The following is a 15,420-nucleotide window of genomic DNA, read 5'->3' as shown; positions in this document are numbered from 1 at the left end:
GCCGCGTGGAAGACGCACGACGCTGTGGGCCTGAACGCGTATGTAGTGCAGCAGTGTAGTGCTGCGGCGGAGGTCGCCTCACGCCTCCGCGGCAGGATCACCCGTCCGTGGTGGGACAGGATGGACAACGGGGCCGGAGCAGTGCGCTCCGACCCCTGTCCTGAAGGCTACGCCTCTTCGTCGACCCAGCTCATCAGCTTGCGCAGCTGCTTGCCGGTGGTCTCCAGCAGGTGCTCGGAGTCCTGCTGCTTGTACTCGTTGTACTTCTTCAGGCCGCCGTGGTACTCGGCCATCCACTCGCGCGCGAAGGTGCCGTCCTGGATCTCGGCGAGGACCTTCTTCATCTCCGCCTTGGTGGCGTCGGTGATGATCCGCGGACCGGTGACGTAGTCGCCCCACTCGGCGGTCTCGGAGACCGACCAGCGCATCTTCTCCAGGCCGCCCTCGTACATGAGGTCGACGATCAGCTTCAGCTCGTGCAGGCACTCGAAGTAGGCGATCTCCGGCTGGTAGCCCGCCTCGGTCAGCGTCTCGAAGCCGGCCTTGACCAGTGCGGCCGTACCACCGCAGAGGACGGCCTGCTCACCGAACAGGTCGGTCTCGGTCTCCTCGGTGAAGGTCGTCTTGATGACGCCGGCGCGGGTGCCGCCGATGCCCTTGGCGTAGGACAGCGCCAGCGCGAAGGCGTTGCCGGTGGCGTCCTGCTCGACGGCGGCGATGCACGGAACGCCGCGGCCCTCCTCGTACTGACGGCGCACCAGGTGGCCCGGGCCCTTCGGGGCGACCATGCAGACGTCGATGCCGGCCGGAGGCTTGATGAAGTCGAACCGGATGTTCAGGCCGTGGCCGAAGAACAGCGCGTCGCCGTCGTTGAGGTTGTCCTTGATGGACTCCTCGTAGACCTGCGCCTGGATCGGGTCCGGCACCAGGATCATGATGACGTCGGCCTCGGCGGCGGCCTCCGACGGCGTCACCACGCGCAGGCCCTGCTCCTCGGCCTTGGCCTTGGACTTGGAGCCCTCGTGCAGACCGACGCGGACGTCGACACCGGAGTCACGGAGCGACAGGGCGTGGGCGTGGCCCTGGCTGCCGTAGCCGATGACCGCGACCTTGCGGCCCTGGATGATGGACAGGTCGGCGTCGGCGTCGTAGAACAGCTCGGCCACTTTGGGTTCTCTCCTTGAGTGCAGGTGGTGCGTCCCACCGTATGACGGAGGGCGGAAGGTTGGTCTCGGGGTCTCGGCATACGGGCGGCCGATGACGTCGGCCGCCCGTTCCCATACTTACGCCGACCGGTCGAGAGCGCGCAGCGAACGGTCCGTGATCGAACGGGCGCCGCGGCCGATCGCGATCGTGCCGGACTGGACCAGCTCCTTGATGCCGTACGGCTCCAGCATCTTGAGCATGGCGGTCAGCTTGTCGTTGCTGCCGGTGGCCTCGATGGTCACGGCCTCCGGGGAGACGTCGACGGTCTTGGCGCGGAACAGCTGGACGATCTCGACGATCTGCGAGCGCGTCTCGTTGTCGGCGCGCACCTTCACCAGAACGAGTTCGCGGTGAACGGCCTGTCCCGGCTCCAGTTCGACGATCTTCAGCACCTCGACGAGCTTGTTGAGCTGCTTGGTGACCTGCTCCAGCGGCAGCGCGTCGACGCTCACCACGATCGTGATGCGGGAGATGTCGGCGTGCTCGGTGACGCCGACGGCGAGCGAGTCGATGTTGAAGCCCCGGCGGGAGAACAGCGCGGCGATCCGGGCCAGGATGCCCGGCTTGTTCTCCACCAGGACGGAGAGCGTGTGCTTGGACATGTCTTCTTTACGTCTCTCTCGCTCAGTCGTCTTCGTTGTCGCCGAAGTCGGGGCGGACGTCCCGGGCGGCCAGGATCTCGTCGTTGGAGGTGCCTGCGGCGACCATCGGCCACACCATCGCGTCCTCGTGGACGACGAAGTCGACGACGACCGGGCGGTCGTTGATCGAGTTCGCCTCCTCGATGACCTTGTCGAGGTCGTCCGGGGACTCGCAGCGGATCGCGTAGCAGCCCATGGCCTCCGACAGCTTCACGAAGTCCGGGACGCGCGTGCCCCGGGCGTCCGGGTTGACGTCGTTCGGGCCGGAGTGCAGCACGGTGTTGGAGTAGCGCTGGTTGTAGAACAGGGTCTGCCACTGGCGGACCATGCCGAGGGCGCCGTTGTTGATGATGGCGACCTTGATCGGGATGTTGTTCAGGGCGCAGGTGGTGAGTTCCTGGTTGGTCATCTGGAAGCAGCCGTCGCCGTCGATCGCCCAGACCGTCTGCTCCGGGACGCCGGCCTTGGCGCCCATCGCGGCCGGGACCGCGTAGCCCATCGTGCCCGCGCCGCCGGAGTTCAGCCAGGTGGCGGGCTTCTCGAACCGGACGAAGTGCGCGGACCACATCTGGTGCTGGCCGACGCCCGCCGCGAAGATCGTGCCCTCGGGGGCGAGCTGTCCGATGCGCTCGATGACGTGCTGCGGGGAGAGCGAGCCGTCGGCGGGCTGGTCGTAGCCCAGCGGATAGGTGTCGCGCCAGCGGCTCAGGTCCTTCCACCAGGCGCTGTAGTCGCCCTGCTGGCCCTCGCTGTGCTCCTTCTGGACGGCCTGGACGAGGTCCGCGATGACCTCGCGCGCGTCGCCGACGATCGGCACGTCGGCGACGCGGTTCTTGCCGATCTCCGCCGGGTCGATGTCCGCGTGGACGATCTTGGCGTACGGGGCGAAGCTGTCCAGCTTGCCGGTGACGCGGTCGTCGAAGCGGGCGCCGAGGGCGACGATCAGGTCGGCCTTCTGCAGGCCGGTGACGGCGGCCACCGAGCCGTGCATGCCGGGCATGCCGAGGTGCTGCGGGTGGCTGTCCGGGAACGCGCCCAGCGCCATCAGCGTGGTGGTGACGGGCGCGCCGGTCAGCTCGGCGAGGACCTTCAGCTCGGCGGTGGCGCCGGCCTTCAGGACACCGCCGCCGACATAGAGGATCGGCCGCTTGGCGGCGGTGATCAGCTTGGCGGCCTCGCGGATCTGCTTGGCGTGCGGCTTGGTCACCGGGCGGTAGCCGGGCAGGTCCATGACGGGCGGCCAGGAGAAGGTGGTCTTCGCCTGGAGGATGTCCTTGGGGATGTCGACCAGGACGGGGCCGGGGCGGCCGGTGGAGGCGATGTGGAACGCCTGCGCGATCACCCGCGGGATGTCCTCGGCCTTGGTGACCAGGAAGCTGTGCTTGGTGATCGGCATGGTGATGCCGACGATGTCCGCCTCCTGGAAGGCGTCCGTGCCGATCGACGAGGACACCACCTGGCCGGTGATCGCGACCAGCGGCACGGAGTCCATCTGCGCGTCGGCGATCGGGGTGACCAGGTTGGTGGCTCCGGGGCCCGAGGTCGCCATGCACACGCCGACCTTGCCGGTGGCCTGCGCGTAGCCGGTGGCCGCGTGGCCGGCACCCTGCTCGTGGCGGACCAGGATGTGGCGCACCTTGGTGGAGTCCATCAGCGGGTCGTACGCCGGAAGGATCGTGCCGCCCGGAATGCCGAATACCGTGTCGGCGCCGACCTCCTCGAGGGAGCGGATGAGGGACTGCGCACCCGTCACGTGCTCGACGGACGCGGAGTGCTGTCCTCCGGATCGGGGCCGCGGCTGCGGATGGGCCCCGGTGGCCTGCTCGGTCATCGGCATTCTCTTCTCGATGCTGAGGGTTTTACTGAAGGTTCTACGGGTGCTGCTGGGGGTGGTGCGTCGCCCCGGGTTTTGTGCAACAAAAAACCCCTCGTGCCATAAGGCAAGCGAGGGGAGCGCGCCGGGTGTGGGTCGCCGTGAGTTCCGGGACCGCCCGGACGTCACCAGCTTCAGCCGACGCGCTTGCCAAGTACGAGAATTCGGGTGCGCATGGCAATGACCCTCCCCCTGGCGCGCACCGACTGTCAAGTGGGTGGGACGGGAGTCTCATTATGTGAGCGTAGGGCACTTCCGCTCCCCAGGACGGCGGTCACCCCACTGGTGTACACCCCCGCGCCGCCGCCCGCGAACGCAGGCTCCGCCGGGCCGTCGTGCGCCACCGGATAGCGGCCGGTCGCGAGCGCGCGGCGCAGCCGGTACTCGTCGAGCGGTCCGGAGAACGCCATGCCCTGGCCGTGCGTGCAGCCCAGCGCGTGCAGCGCGACGACCTGCTCGGGCAGGTCCACGCCCTCGGCGACGGACTGCAGCCCCAGATCATTGGCGATCCGCAGCAGCCCTCCGGTGATCTTGTGCAGCCGGGCGGACTCGACGACCCCCTCGACCAGCGAGCGGTCGAGCTTGAGGATGTCCACCGGGAGCCGGCGCAGCGCCGTGAGGGCCCCGTAGCCGCTTCCGAAGCCGTCCAGGGCGATACGGACGCCCAGGCGGCGCAGGGCCCCCAGGCGGCGCTCCAGCTCGTCCAGCGGCGCCCGGGGGTCGGTGTCCGAGAGTTCGACCACCAGCGAGCCCGACGGCAGGCCGTGCCGCGTCAGCAGCGCCTCGATCGAGCCCAGCGGCATCGAGCGGTCCACCAGCCGCCGGGCGCCCAGCCGGACGACGACGGGCAGTGTCAGCCCGCTCACGGTCCGGTCGGCGGCCTGCTCGACGGCTTCCTCCAGCAGCCAGCGGCCCAGTTCGGCCGTCCGGTCGCTGGCCTCGGCGGACCGCAGGAACTCGGCGGGCGTGAAGAGCACGCCCTGCGAGGAACGCCAGCGGGCCTGTGCGGCGACCGACGAGATCCGGCCGTCCGAGAGGCGCACCACGGGCTGGTGCAGGAGGGCGAACTCGCCGTCGTGCAGCGCGGCGCGCAGCCGTGTGGCCAGCTCCGCCTTGCGTACGACGTCCTGCTGCATCTGCGGTTTGTACAGCTCGACCCGGCCCTTGCCGTCCGCCTTGGCGCGGTACATGGCGAGATCGGCGTTGCGCAGCAGCTCCCCTGCGCCCAGACCGGGTTCCGCGAAGGCGACGCCGATGGACGCGGCGACGCGGACCTCCTGGCCGTCGATGAGGTACGGCTGCGAGAGCGTGAGCCGGAGGCGGTCGGCGAGTTCCAGTATGTGACGCTCGCGGGCGGCCCGGTCACGGGTGCCGTCGCCGACGATCAGGGCCGCGAACTCGTCACCGCCCAGCCGGGACGCGGTGTCGCCCTGGCGGACCGCGTCCTGCAGCCGGCGGGCGGCCTGCACCAGCAGGGCGTCCCCGGCGGCGTGGCCGATGGTGTCGTTGACGGCCTTGAAGCCGTCGAGGTCGATGAAGAGGACGGCGGTGCCCCGCAGGGCGGCGCCCCGGTCGGTGCTGCGGCGGCCGGACAGCGCCTGCTGGACGCGCCGGGTGAACAGCGCGCGGTTGGGCAGGTCGGTGAGCGGGTCGTGCTCGGCGTTGTGCTGGAGCTGCGCCTGCAGCCGCACCCGCTCCGTCACGTCCCGGCTGTTGAAGATCAGGCCGCCGTGATGCCGGTTGACGGTCGACTCGACGTTGAGCCAGCCTCCCGCGCCGGACCGGAAACGGCACTCGATGCGCGTGGTGGGCTCGTCCTGAGGGCTGGCGGCGAGAAACCGGCGCACCTCGTGGACCACGCAGCCCAGGTCCTCCGGGTGGATGAGGTGGGCCAGTTCGGTGCCCACCAGTTCCTCGGCGGGGCGGCCGTACACACCGGCGGCGGCCGGGGAGACGTATCGCAGCACGCCGCTGGGGGCGGCGATCATGATGACGTCGCTGGAGCCCTGCACCAGGGAGCGGAAGTGGTTCTCCTTCTGCGCAAGTTCCTGGGTGAGGGCGATGTTGTCGAGCAGCATGATCCCCTGGCGGACCACGAGGGCGAGCACGACCGTGCCGCCGGTCAGCAGCACCACGCGGTCGACGCTGCGTCCGTTGAGGACGTTGTAGAGGATGCCCAGGGTGCAGACGGCGGCGGCGAGGTAGGGCGTGAGCGCGGCCAGCGAGCCGGTGATGGGCCGGGTGACCGGATAGCAGACGTGGTCGCCGCCCTGCGGGGGAGTCTGGGCCTGCGAGGGCATGACGCTCCGCGCTCCGGCGCGCTGTCCGGGCAGGTGCTCGTGCACCACGCGCGTGTGCCCCTCGTCCGCCACCCGTCCGTGCCGGCGGTAGGCCGCCCAGGGCGCGTAGGCCAGGAGCAGCGAGCCGGCGAACCAGCCCGCGTCCAGGAGCTGGCCCGAGCGGTAGTCGTTGTGCAGCAGCGGCGACGTGAACAGGGCGTCGCACAGGACGGTCAGCGCGAGGGCGCCGACGGCCGTGTTGACCCCGGTGCGGTTCACCGCGGTGCGCCGGAAGTGCAGCACCAGCACCATGCTCACCAGGGCGATGTCGAGCAGCGGGTACGCCAGCGAAAGCGCCGCGTGCGACACGCTCGGGCCGTCGAGTTTGGCGGCCTGGGCGAGCGCGAGGCTCCAGGAGAGGGTGAGCAGCGAGCCGGCGATCAGCCAGGCGTCCAGCCCCAGGCAGACCCAGCCCGCCTTGGTGACGGGGCGGGCGGCGAGCACCAGCAGCCCCACGATGGCGGGTGGCGCGAAGCACAGGAAGAACAGGTCGGCGAGGCTGGGGCTGGGCACGGGCCGCCCCAGCACCACCTCGTACCAGCCCCAGACCAGGTTGCCGAGGGCCGCCATCGCCGAGGAGAGCGAGAACAGCATCCAGGCGGGTCGAAAGCGGACCCGGCGGATGCGCGCGTAGCAGAAGCAGGACACGGCGGCCGTGCCGGCGGCGGCGGTGAGCCCGAAGTCGCCCATGATCAGCGCGAGTTCGTCCGAACCCCAGCCGAACGCGGCGCCGACGGCGTACCCCGCGCACAGGAAGGCCAGCAGCAGTTGGTGGACCATGTTGGGTCCGGGGCCGCCCGCGGGCGGCGGGGCGAGGCGCGGCGCCCCCGTCGGAGGCCGCGTGCGCGGCGCTCCGTCGAGGAGGGGGGTGGAGGTCGACGGCGAACTCACCGGGCCCTCCCGGTCCGTGCCGCCCCCGGGTCCCGGTGAGTGCTGCGACCGGGTCCGCGCGCGGCCGAGCGCCAGGGTCGCCGGTGGCTCCGCCGCGTCGGATCGTTCGTCCATTGGCCGTGCATCGCCCGTCGCCCCCCTCGAAAGTCTGAAATATCCGTCCCTCACGCCGATCGTGCGCGACGTAGCCCCTGTCGGGACGATACACCAGTCTCGTCACTCAGGGACATAGTTCCTCTACGCTGCGTGACGATCATCGGCATATGCGCCCGGATGAGGTACAGAACGCGTCCGGGGGACTGCGGAGGGTGGCCGAACCGGACCGCGGGAGTGCCGTCGCCGTCACGTTCCCGTGGGCGCACCCGTCGTGAGGATCACGTTGCGCAGCGGCTCGCGGTTCACGAAGCGGCGCAACTGGTCGGTCAGCAGACGCTCGGCGCGGGGCCGGAAGGCGGAGGTGGGTCCGCCGACGTGCGGGCTCACGAGGACGCCCGGCGCGGACCACAGGGGGTGCCCCGCCGGCAGCGGCTCGGGGTCGGTGACGTCCAGCGCCGCGGTCAGCCGGCCGCTCTCCAGCTCCGCGAGCAGCGCCTCGGTGTCGACGACCCCGCCGCGGGCCACGTTGACGAGCAGCGCGCCGTCCTTCATCCGGGCCAGGAACCCGGCGTCGGCGAGGCCCTGGGTGGTCTCGTTCAGGGGCGTGCAGAGGATCACGACGTCCGCTTCGGGGAGCAGGGCGGGCAGTTCGGCGAGTGGATGCACGGGACCGCGCGCCGTCGTGCGCCAGGAGCGCGCGACGCGCGCCACCCGCGCCACCTCGAAGGGCGCGAGCCGGTCCTCGATGGCGGAGCCGATGGAGCCGTATCCGACGATGAGCACGTTCTTGTCGGCGAGCGCCGGCCGGAACCCGCCGAGCCACTCCCCCCGGTCCTGGGCCCGGACGAAGTCGGGGATTCCGCGCAGCGAGGCGAGGACCAGGGTGAGCGTGAGCTCGGCCGTGCTCGCCTCGTGGACCCCGCGCGCGTTGCAGAGCCGTACCCCGGTAGGCAGCGACCCGAGGGCCGGCTCCACGTGGTCGATGCCGGCGGACAGGGTCTGCACGACCTCCAGCGAGCTCATCGCGGGCAGCGGCCGCTGCCCGACCTCGGGGGCCTTCATGTAGGGGACGACGTAGAAGGCGCAGTCGGCGGGATCCGCCGGGAAGTCCCGCTCGCCGTTCCAGAAGCGGTAGTCCGGGCCCTTGGGGAGGCCCTCGATCTCTTGTGGGGGGATGGGCAGCCATACGTCAGCACTCATGGTCGGGAGGCTATGTCAGGCCCACGTCCTGGCAGAGGTTAGGTTGGGGGTCGGGTGAGGGAGGGTTTCGAGCAGGTGGAGCGCAGGACGATCGGCGCGGGGGCGCTCGAGGTGGGTGCCGTCGGTCTCGGGTGCATGCCGATGAGCTGGGCGTACAGCGGGTCGCGGCAGCGGGGCGACGAGTCGCTCAGGGCGGTGCACCGGGCGCTGGACGAGGGCTCGTCCCTGCTGGACACCGCCGACATGTACGGCCCGTTCACCAACGAGCTGTTACTGGGGCGGGCGTTGAAGGAGCGGCGCGAGGACGCGTTCGTGTCGACGAAGGTCGGTCTGCTCGTCGGCGAACAGCACATCGTGGCCAACGGCCGCCCGGGGTACGTGAAACGGGCCTGCGACGCCTCCCTGCGGCGGCTGCAGACGGATGTCATCGACCTCTACCAGCTGCACCGCGCCGACCCCGAGGTGCCGGTCGAGGAGACGTGGGGCGCGATGGCCGAGCTCGTCCGGGCGGGCAAGGTGCGGGCGTTGGGGCTGTGTGCCGTGGGGGCGCGGGGCGGCCGGCGATCGAGCGGACACCTGTACGACGGAACGATTCGGCAGCTGCGGCGCGTCCAGCAGGTCTTCCCGGTGAGCGCGGTCGAGGCGGAGCTGTCGGTGTGGTCGCCGGAAGCGCTGGACGGCCTGCTGCCGTGGTGCGAGGCGCACGGGGTCGGTTTCCTGGCCGCGATGCCGCTCGGCAACGGCTTCCTCACCGGCAGGCTGACCCCCGGTGAGGGCTTCGAGCCGGACGACATGCGTGCCCGGCATCCACGGTTCACCGCCGAGATGATGGCCGCGAACCAGCCGATCGTCGTCGGCCTGCGCCGGGTCGCCGCCCGCCACGGCGACACCGTGACGGCCGCGCAGGCGGCTCTGGCGTGGGTGCTGGCGCAGGGCCGGCACGTGGTGCCGGTCCCGGGCGCCAAGCGGGACCGGTGGGTGACGGAGAACGCGCGCGCGTCCCGTCTGCGTCTGACGCCGCAGGACCTGGCCGAGCTGTCGCGTCTGCCGGGGGCGCGGGGATCGTGGGAGTGAGCGTCCCGCCCCGGCCGGCCCGCCGACCGGGGCGCGAGAGCCGGGGAACGAGCGACCACCTCCCGACCAGGGCGCAGGAACCGGGAACAAGCGACCGGCCTCCCGACCAAGGCGCGAGAGCCGGGGAACGAGCGTCCCGGCGTCCCCGCCGGGGTACGGGAGTCGGGGAACGAGCACCGCTTTCGGGTCGACCCGGGCCGAACGGGAACCAGGGAGGCCTCACCGGCGTATGACAGGTGAAGTCCGCCGAAGGAACCTGCGTGTCGAAGGGACCATGATCGTGCGACGTCGAGCTGTGTCGGCCGTGTTGGCCACGGGTGCCCTGCTGGTGACGGCCGGCTGCTCCTCCGGCGCCGGGGGGTCGCCCCGCGCCTCCGCCAGCGCGTCCCCGGGGAGTGCGGCCGCGCAGACCTCCCCGGCCGCCGAGGAGACCCCGCCCGCGAAGGGCACGGTCGACGTGGTGCGCACGGTCGCCGAGGGGCTGAACAGCCCCTGGGGCCTCGCTCCCCTCCCCGAGGGCGGCCTGCTGGTCGGCTCGCGCGACGAGGGCACGATCACGCGGGTGGACGAGAAAACGGGCCGCAAGACCGAGCTGGGCGAGGTGCCGGGCGTCTCCGCGGGCGGCGAGGGCGGCCTGCTGGGCCTAGCCCTCTCCCCCGACTACGCCTCCGATCACATGGTCTACGCGTACTTCACCTCCGACTCCGACAACCGCGTCGTCCGCATGGTCTACGACGCGAAGCGGCCCGTCGGCGATCAGCTGGGGGCGCCCGACACGGTCTTCAGGGGCATCCCCAAGGGCATGATCCACAACGGCGGCCGGATCGCCTTCGGCCCCGACCGGCAGCTGTACGTCGGCACCGGCGAGAACGGCGACCGGGGGCTGGCGCAGGACAAGAAGTCCCTCGGCGGCAAGATCCTGCGGCTGACCCCGGAGGGCGAGCCGGCCCCCGGCAACCCGTTCCCGGACTCCCCGGTGTACTCGTACGGCCACCGCAATGTGCAGGGGCTGGCCTGGGACGCCAAACAGCGCCTGTTCGCCTCGGAGTTCGGCCAGAACACCTGGGACGAGCTGAACGCGATCGAACCCGGCGCCGACTACGGCTGGCCGGCGGCCGAAGGCATCTCCAAGGACGGGAAGTACCGCGACCCGGCAGCCCAGTGGCACACCGACGAGGCCTCTCCGAGCGGCATCGCCTACGCCCAGGGCTCGATCTGGATGGCGGGTCTGCGGGGGCAGCGGCTGTGGCGCGTACCGCTGAAGGGCACGGCCGTCTCCGCGGATCCGCAGGCCTTCCTCAAGGGCGAGTACGGCCGGCTGCGCACGGTGGTGGCGGCGGGCGGCGACAAGCTGTGGGTCACCACCAGCGCCACGGACGGCCGCGGCGCTCCGAAGAAGGGGGACGACCGGATCCTGGAGCTGCGGGTCACCTGACCGTCGCCGTCGCCCGTCACCGCACTCCCGGCCCGGACGGCTCCTCCGCTGCCCGCTTCTCCCCCGTCGGCCCGTCCCCCGGCGGTTCCGGTTCGGACGGGCGGACCACGACCTTTCCGGAGGCGAGGTCTATCGGCCCGCGCCCGGGATCGGCGTCGCCGACGTCCTCCCGGGTCAGCTCCAGCCGGTTCTGCTCGTCCCGGGTGTGCTTGCGGCCCGGTGAGAAGAGTTCCTCGAAGGCGTTGAACATCGTTCTCCTCTGCCGGGTCGCGGTCAGCTCGTCCCATTATCGCGCGATCGGAGCTTCCCCGGCCGTCGGCGGGTACAGCCCCAGGCGGTGGGCCACCGCGGCCGCCTCCCCCCGGCCCGAGACCTCGAGCTTCGACAGAATGTTCGAGACGTGCACGCTGGCCGTCTTCGGGGAGATGAACAGTTCCTCGGCGATCTGGCGGTTGGTGCGGCCGGCGGAGACCAGACGCAGCACATCGCGTTCACGACGGGTGAGACCGAGTGCGGCGAGCGGGTCCGCGGGACCGGCCGGGGTGTCCGACGGGCCCGTGGCCGCGGTCCGGGGCAGCCGGGCGCGCCGGCCCAGCCGGTCCACGGCGTCGGCGAGGGGACGGGCCCCGAGGTGGGCGGCGACCGCACGTGCGAGGCGCAGGAGTTCGGCGGCCCGCTCGCGTTCGGCGTCGCCCCCGACGCGGAGCAGGGCCTCGGCCATGCGGTACCGGGCGCGCGCGAGATCGTAGGGGCGTTCCAGGCACTCGAAGGCGGCGACGACCTCGCACCAGCCGTCCGGGGCGTCGCGGCCCTCGGCACGGGCGAGTTCGGCGTGGAGCCACAGTGCGTGCGCCTGCCAGACGGGGACGACGGCGACGAGCTTCTTCGCCGCCCGGCGGATCCGGGCGGCGAGCCCGGCGTCGGTCCCGGCCGCCGCGGTGCCCGCCGGGACACCGTTGGCCGCCTGGGCACCGTTGGCCGCTGCCGGGACGGCGGCGACCGCCGGGACCGTGTTGACCGCCGAAGCCGCGCTGACCGCCGACGCCGCGGTGAGCAGCAGGGGCCAGGCGTACCGCTGGGCGCCGGGCGGGAATCCGACGTCCAGGGCGTGTTCGAGGTGGGCGCGGACGTCGGCGGGCCGGTCCTCGGCCACGGCGAGCGCGATGGCGAGACGGGCGAGCGGAAGATGGTCCTGCGGCCTGTGTTCCCGGGAACCGAAGTAGCCCTGCGCGGCGGCCAGTCGGCGGCCCGCCTCGGCGAGGTCGCCGCGGGCCAGGGCGAGTTCGGCACGGAGTGTGGCATGGATGCCCTTGGGACCCACGCCCCGGGCGATGCGTCCCGCCTCGGCGCTCGCCCGGTCCGCCTCGTCCCAACGCCCCAGCGACAGAAGGGACTCGGCCAGGTTGCCGTGGACCCACGCCTCGGTGTCCGGCAGTCCCTGCCGTTCGGCGTAGACGAGTCCCTCCGCCATGATCGCGACGGCTTCCCGGGAGCGTCCCACCGACTCCAGCTCGGAGGGGAGGTTCACATAGGCGTCGAGCGCGGCGGTGGGGATGTCCTCGGCGAGCGCCCGGTCCTTGACCTCGGACAGCTCGGTGAGGCCGGGCTCGATGTGCCCGGCGTCGACCATGAGGATGCCCAGGATCTGGCGGGCCTTGAGCTCGGTCTCGCGGGCGCCGACCATCCGGGCGTACTCCACCGCCCGCTCGGCGGCCCGGTAGGCGTCCGGTCCCGGCACGTGGAGCGCGGACCAGCCGGCGACGTGGGCGAGCACCTCGGCGTGCACCTCGCTGGGCGGCAGACCGCGCATCAACTCCTCTGCCCTGGTCAGTTCCTCGCGACCGCTGCCCCGGCCCAGGGAGCGCACCAGACGGGAGCGCTGCACCCAGAACCAGGCGGCGCGCCGGGGATCGCCGTCCCCGTCCTCCAGCAGCCGCAGCGCCCGCTTGGCGATCTTCAGGGCGCGTTCGCGTTCCCCGCAGTAACGGCCCGCGACGGCGGCCTCGGCCATGAGGTCGAGGTAGCGCAGCGGGGTGGTGGCGGGGTCGCGGCCGCCTGGAGTGGCCCCGTGTCGTTCCGGCGGGCAGGGAGGGTACACCTCGGCATGGCCGATGGGGCGCAGCGTGTCCCGCACCTCCTTGGGGGCGGCTTCCCACAGCTCCATCGCCCGCTCCAGGAGCCGCAGTTGCTCGCTGTAGGCGCGCCGGGAGCGGGCCTCGACGGAGGCGTCGAGGACGGCGGGCAGGGCCTTGGCCGGATCGTGGGCGTGGTACCAGTAGCTGGCCAGCCGCATCACGCGCTCGTCGGCGGGGACGAGCGTCGGGTCGGCCCGCAGGGCCTCGGCGTAGCGGCGGTTGAGGCGGGAGCGCTCCCCGGGCAGGAGGTCGTCGCTCACCGCCTCGCGGACCAGGGAGTGGCGGAACCGGTAGCCGTCCCCCTCGGGCACGGGAAGCAGCAGATGGGCGTTGACGGCGGCCCGCAGCGCCTCGATCAGATCGTCCTCGGCGAGCCGGGCGACGGCGTCCAGCAGCCGGTACTCGACGATGGAGCCGCCCTCGGCGACGATCCGGGCGACGTTCTGGGCGCTGTCGGGCAGCGTCTCGACGCGAACGAGGAGCAGGTCGCGCAGGGAGTCGGTGAGGCCGGCGCGGCAGCCCTCGCAGGCGGCGACGGCGAGTTCCTCGACGAAGAAGGCATTGCCGTCGGAGCGCTCGAAGATGGCGTCGACCTGCGCGGGGTCGGGTTCGCGGGCCAGGATGCCGGCGATCTGGCGGCCGACCTCGTCCCGGGTGAAGCGGGCGAGTTCGAGACGCCGTACGGTGCGCAGCCGGTCGAGTTCGGCGAGCAGCGGGCGCAGCGGGTGACGGCGGTGGATGTCGTCGGCGCGGTAGGTGGCGAGGACGACTAGGCAGCCGGTGCGCAGGGTGCGCAGCAGGTAGGACAGCAGATGGCGGGTGGAGGCGTCGGCCCAGTGCAGGTCCTCCAGGGCGAGGACGACCGTGCGGCCGACGGCGAGGCGTTCCAGAAGGCGTGCGATGAGCTCGAAGAGCCGGGCCAGGCCCTCCTCGTCGTGGCGCTGGACCGTGCTCTCCCCGCACTCCGGCAGCAGCCGGGCGAGCTCGTCCTCCTGTCCGGCAGCGGCGGCGACGAACTCGTCCGGCAGGGCCCGGCGCAGAGCGCGCAGGGCGGTGGAGAACGGGGCGAAGGGCAGTCCGTCGGCGCCGATCTCGACGCAGCCGCCGACCGCGACGACGGCGCCGGCACGGCCGGCGGTCGCGGCGAACTCCTCTACGAGCCTGGTCTTGCCGACCCCGGCCTCGCCGCCGACGAGCAACGCCTGGGGCTCTCCCGCGGCGGCGCGGGAGAGCGCGTCGTGCAGGATGTCCAGCTCGTCGGAGCGGCCGACGAAGACAGGGCTGACGGACGTGGTCTCCACGGGGGCGAGCATCGCACGCGGGCGCGAGGGGGGCCCAGCGGTTATCGCCGGGCCCCCGGTGGGTGTCTCCCCTGTGGGCGGATCCCCGATGGGCGGGTCCCCTGCGGGTGTTCCCCCGGCGGGTGTCTCCCCGGTGGGCGGGCGGCCGACCCCCGTGCGACCGCCCGCCGCCGCCGAGGCTGTCACGCCGTCCGGGGGAACCGGAGCCGGCGGAGACGGTGGCTATGGGACTCGGACTCGGCGCCCCCGTTCGCGCGTTCGACGGCGGCGCGACGGGCGGCGCGGGCTCCCCGGGCGGCGGTGCGGGCGAGCCGCTCGTCGGCGGCCCGGCGGCGCAGTTCGGCGGAACGGGCCTGGTGGAGCTCGTACTCGTACATGGTGTGCGTCCTCTGAGAGATCGGTTTCGGCTTCGCTTTCTTGCGATGCCTCAACCTTCGTCTCCCAGGGGGGTCCGCCACATCGGGAGAGTTCCGCATCTTCGGCGGCCGGCGGGGCCTTAGACGGCTCGAGGGGCCTCAGAGCCGGCCGTAAGGTGCTTACGGCGGCCCTGAGACCCCTCGTGGTCTGCGGAGACTGCGGGAACTCAGCTCCCGGAGGGCAGTCCGAGCAGCGCGTCGGTGTACTTGAGCACGGCCAGCAGCAGACCGATGACGCCGATCGCCACGCCCGCCCAGGAGACCGACTTGATCCAGGCCGCCTGCGGGCGGGGCGGGCTGCCGAAGGCCGGGCGGGCCAGCACGACCACGCCGGTGACCAGCGCGGCCAGCGCGAACAGTCCGGCCCACAGGGCGGTGATCTGCCAGGCGTCGCCGTAGACCGCCTGGACCTGGTGGGCGACGCTCGCACCGGTGGAGGTCTCCAGCTGGCCGACGAGGGTCTGGCGCGCACCGGCGATCGTGCCGACCCAGCTGCCGGTCAGCGACACGAAGCCGAGGACCACGGAGACGACCGCGCCCGCGCCCTGTCCCACGCCGAAGGACTCCTTCCGGAGCCCCTGAGCGTCGTCCGTGGGGTCCGTGTCGTGGGCGGCCTGCGCGTCCTCGGCGGCGGTCTCCTCGGAGTTCGTGAGCTCCTCGGTCTCCGTCGCCGCCCGGTCGTCGGCGGCTTCGGTCTTGGTGACGTCCACGTTCTCCTCGTCGCTCGTGGCCCCGGCGCCGGTTTCGGCCCCGGCCTGGTCAGCAGTCTTGGTTCCCATACCCCGCACCGTACGGACGCTCTCTGAGAGGTCC

11 protein-coding genes are annotated in these 15,420 nt (G+C 72.2%); 2 read left to right on the top strand and 9 right to left on the bottom strand.

The features are described from left to right. Positions 1 to 167: 167 nt before the first annotated feature. The 5 genes from ilvC to QA802_RS29240 form a co-directional block, all read right to left on the bottom strand. A complete protein-coding gene (gene ilvC, locus QA802_RS29260; RefSeq protein ID WP_046261684.1) occupies positions 168 to 1,166 on the bottom strand; it encodes a ketol-acid reductoisomerase in 999 nt (332 codons plus the stop codon). Between the two features lie 117 nt (positions 1,167 to 1,283). Continuing rightward, positions 1,284 to 1,808 carry an acetolactate synthase small subunit gene (gene ilvN, locus QA802_RS29255; protein WP_057584948.1) on the bottom strand — a complete coding sequence of 175 codons (525 nt, stop codon included), beginning with the start codon at positions 1,806 to 1,808 and terminating at the stop codon, positions 1,284 to 1,286. A 22-nt stretch (positions 1,809 to 1,830) separates the two neighbouring features. Continuing rightward, a complete protein-coding gene (locus QA802_RS29250) occupies positions 1,831 to 3,678 on the bottom strand; it encodes an acetolactate synthase large subunit (RefSeq protein ID WP_319171069.1) in 1,848 nt (615 codons plus the stop codon). Positions 3,679 to 3,929: 251 nt separating this feature from the next. Then, positions 3,930 to 6,950 carry a putative bifunctional diguanylate cyclase/phosphodiesterase gene (locus QA802_RS29245; protein WP_334528681.1) on the bottom strand — a complete coding sequence of 1,007 codons (3,021 nt, stop codon included), beginning with the start codon at positions 6,948 to 6,950 and terminating at the stop codon, positions 3,930 to 3,932. 342 nt (positions 6,951 to 7,292) lie between these two features. Beyond that, positions 7,293 to 8,246, bottom strand: a complete 954-nt coding sequence (locus tag QA802_RS29240) for a 2-hydroxyacid dehydrogenase (protein ID WP_334528678.1) — start codon at positions 8,244 to 8,246, stop codon at positions 7,293 to 7,295. Positions 8,247 to 8,321: 75 nt separating this feature from the next. On the opposite strand from QA802_RS29240, the gene QA802_RS29235 reads away from it, so the two are divergent. Both QA802_RS29235 and QA802_RS29230 read left to right on the top strand, forming a co-directional pair. After that, a complete protein-coding gene (locus QA802_RS29235; protein ID WP_334534974.1) occupies positions 8,322 to 9,320 on the top strand; it encodes an aldo/keto reductase in 999 nt (332 codons plus the stop codon). Between the two features lie 274 nt (positions 9,321 to 9,594). Continuing rightward, complete coding sequence (locus tag QA802_RS29230) at positions 9,595 to 10,755, top strand: PQQ-dependent sugar dehydrogenase (RefSeq protein ID WP_334528675.1); 1,161 nt, start codon at positions 9,595 to 9,597, stop codon at positions 10,753 to 10,755. A gap of 16 nt (positions 10,756 to 10,771) precedes the next feature. Here QA802_RS29230 and QA802_RS29225 read toward each other — a convergent pair whose 3' ends face one another. The 4 genes from QA802_RS29225 to QA802_RS29210 all read right to left on the bottom strand — a co-directional run bounded on the left by QA802_RS29225 (position 10,772) and on the right by QA802_RS29210 (position 15,386). Next, complete coding sequence (locus QA802_RS29225) at positions 10,772 to 11,005, bottom strand: DUF6191 domain-containing protein (protein WP_334528672.1); 234 nt, start codon at positions 11,003 to 11,005, stop codon at positions 10,772 to 10,774. Positions 11,006 to 11,041: 36 nt separating this feature from the next. After that, positions 11,042 to 14,203 carry a helix-turn-helix transcriptional regulator gene (locus QA802_RS29220; RefSeq protein ID WP_334528669.1) on the bottom strand — a complete coding sequence of 1,054 codons (3,162 nt, stop codon included), beginning with the start codon at positions 14,201 to 14,203 and terminating at the stop codon, positions 11,042 to 11,044. A gap of 170 nt (positions 14,204 to 14,373) precedes the next feature. Next, positions 14,374 to 14,568, bottom strand: a complete 195-nt coding sequence (locus QA802_RS29215; protein WP_319171074.1) for a hypothetical protein — start codon at positions 14,566 to 14,568, stop codon at positions 14,374 to 14,376. 206 nt (positions 14,569 to 14,774) lie between these two features. Beyond that, entirely contained in the window at positions 14,775 to 15,386 is a 612-nt protein-coding gene (locus QA802_RS29210) for a hypothetical protein (RefSeq protein WP_334528666.1), read from the bottom strand. Positions 15,387 to 15,420 lie beyond the last annotated feature (34 nt).

This window comes from Streptomyces sp. B21-105, assembly GCF_036898465.1.
Lineage (GTDB): Bacteria > Actinomycetota > Actinomycetes > Streptomycetales > Streptomycetaceae > Streptomyces.
The sequence above is the reverse complement of the archived record's forward strand: the minus strand, read 5'-3'. Positions and strand labels throughout refer to the sequence as shown.

What these genes read in the sequence shown, in the direction of transcription:
- QA802_RS29230 (WP_334528675.1), top strand. Translation starts at nt 9,595, where the DNA reads ATGATCGTGCGACGTCGAGCTGTGTCGGCCGTGTTGGCCACGGGTGCC.
- QA802_RS29240 (WP_334528678.1), bottom strand. Translation starts at nt 8,246, where the DNA reads ATGAGTGCTGACGTATGGCTGCCCATCCCCCCACAAGAGATCGAGGGC.
- QA802_RS29250 (WP_319171069.1), bottom strand. Translation starts at nt 3,678, where the DNA reads ATGACCGAGCAGGCCACCGGGGCCCATCCGCAGCCGCGGCCCCGATCC.
- QA802_RS29215 (WP_319171074.1), bottom strand. Translation starts at nt 14,568, where the DNA reads ATGTACGAGTACGAGCTCCACCAGGCCCGTTCCGCCGAACTGCGCCGC.
- QA802_RS29225 (WP_334528672.1), bottom strand. Translation starts at nt 11,005, where the DNA reads ATGTTCAACGCCTTCGAGGAACTCTTCTCACCGGGCCGCAAGCACACC.
- QA802_RS29210 (WP_334528666.1), bottom strand. Translation starts at nt 15,386, where the DNA reads ATGGGAACCAAGACTGCTGACCAGGCCGGGGCCGAAACCGGCGCCGGG.
- ilvN (WP_057584948.1), bottom strand. Translation starts at nt 1,808, where the DNA reads ATGTCCAAGCACACGCTCTCCGTCCTGGTGGAGAACAAGCCGGGCATC.
- QA802_RS29220 (WP_334528669.1), bottom strand. Translation starts at nt 14,203, where the DNA reads ATGCTCGCCCCCGTGGAGACCACGTCCGTCAGCCCTGTCTTCGTCGGC.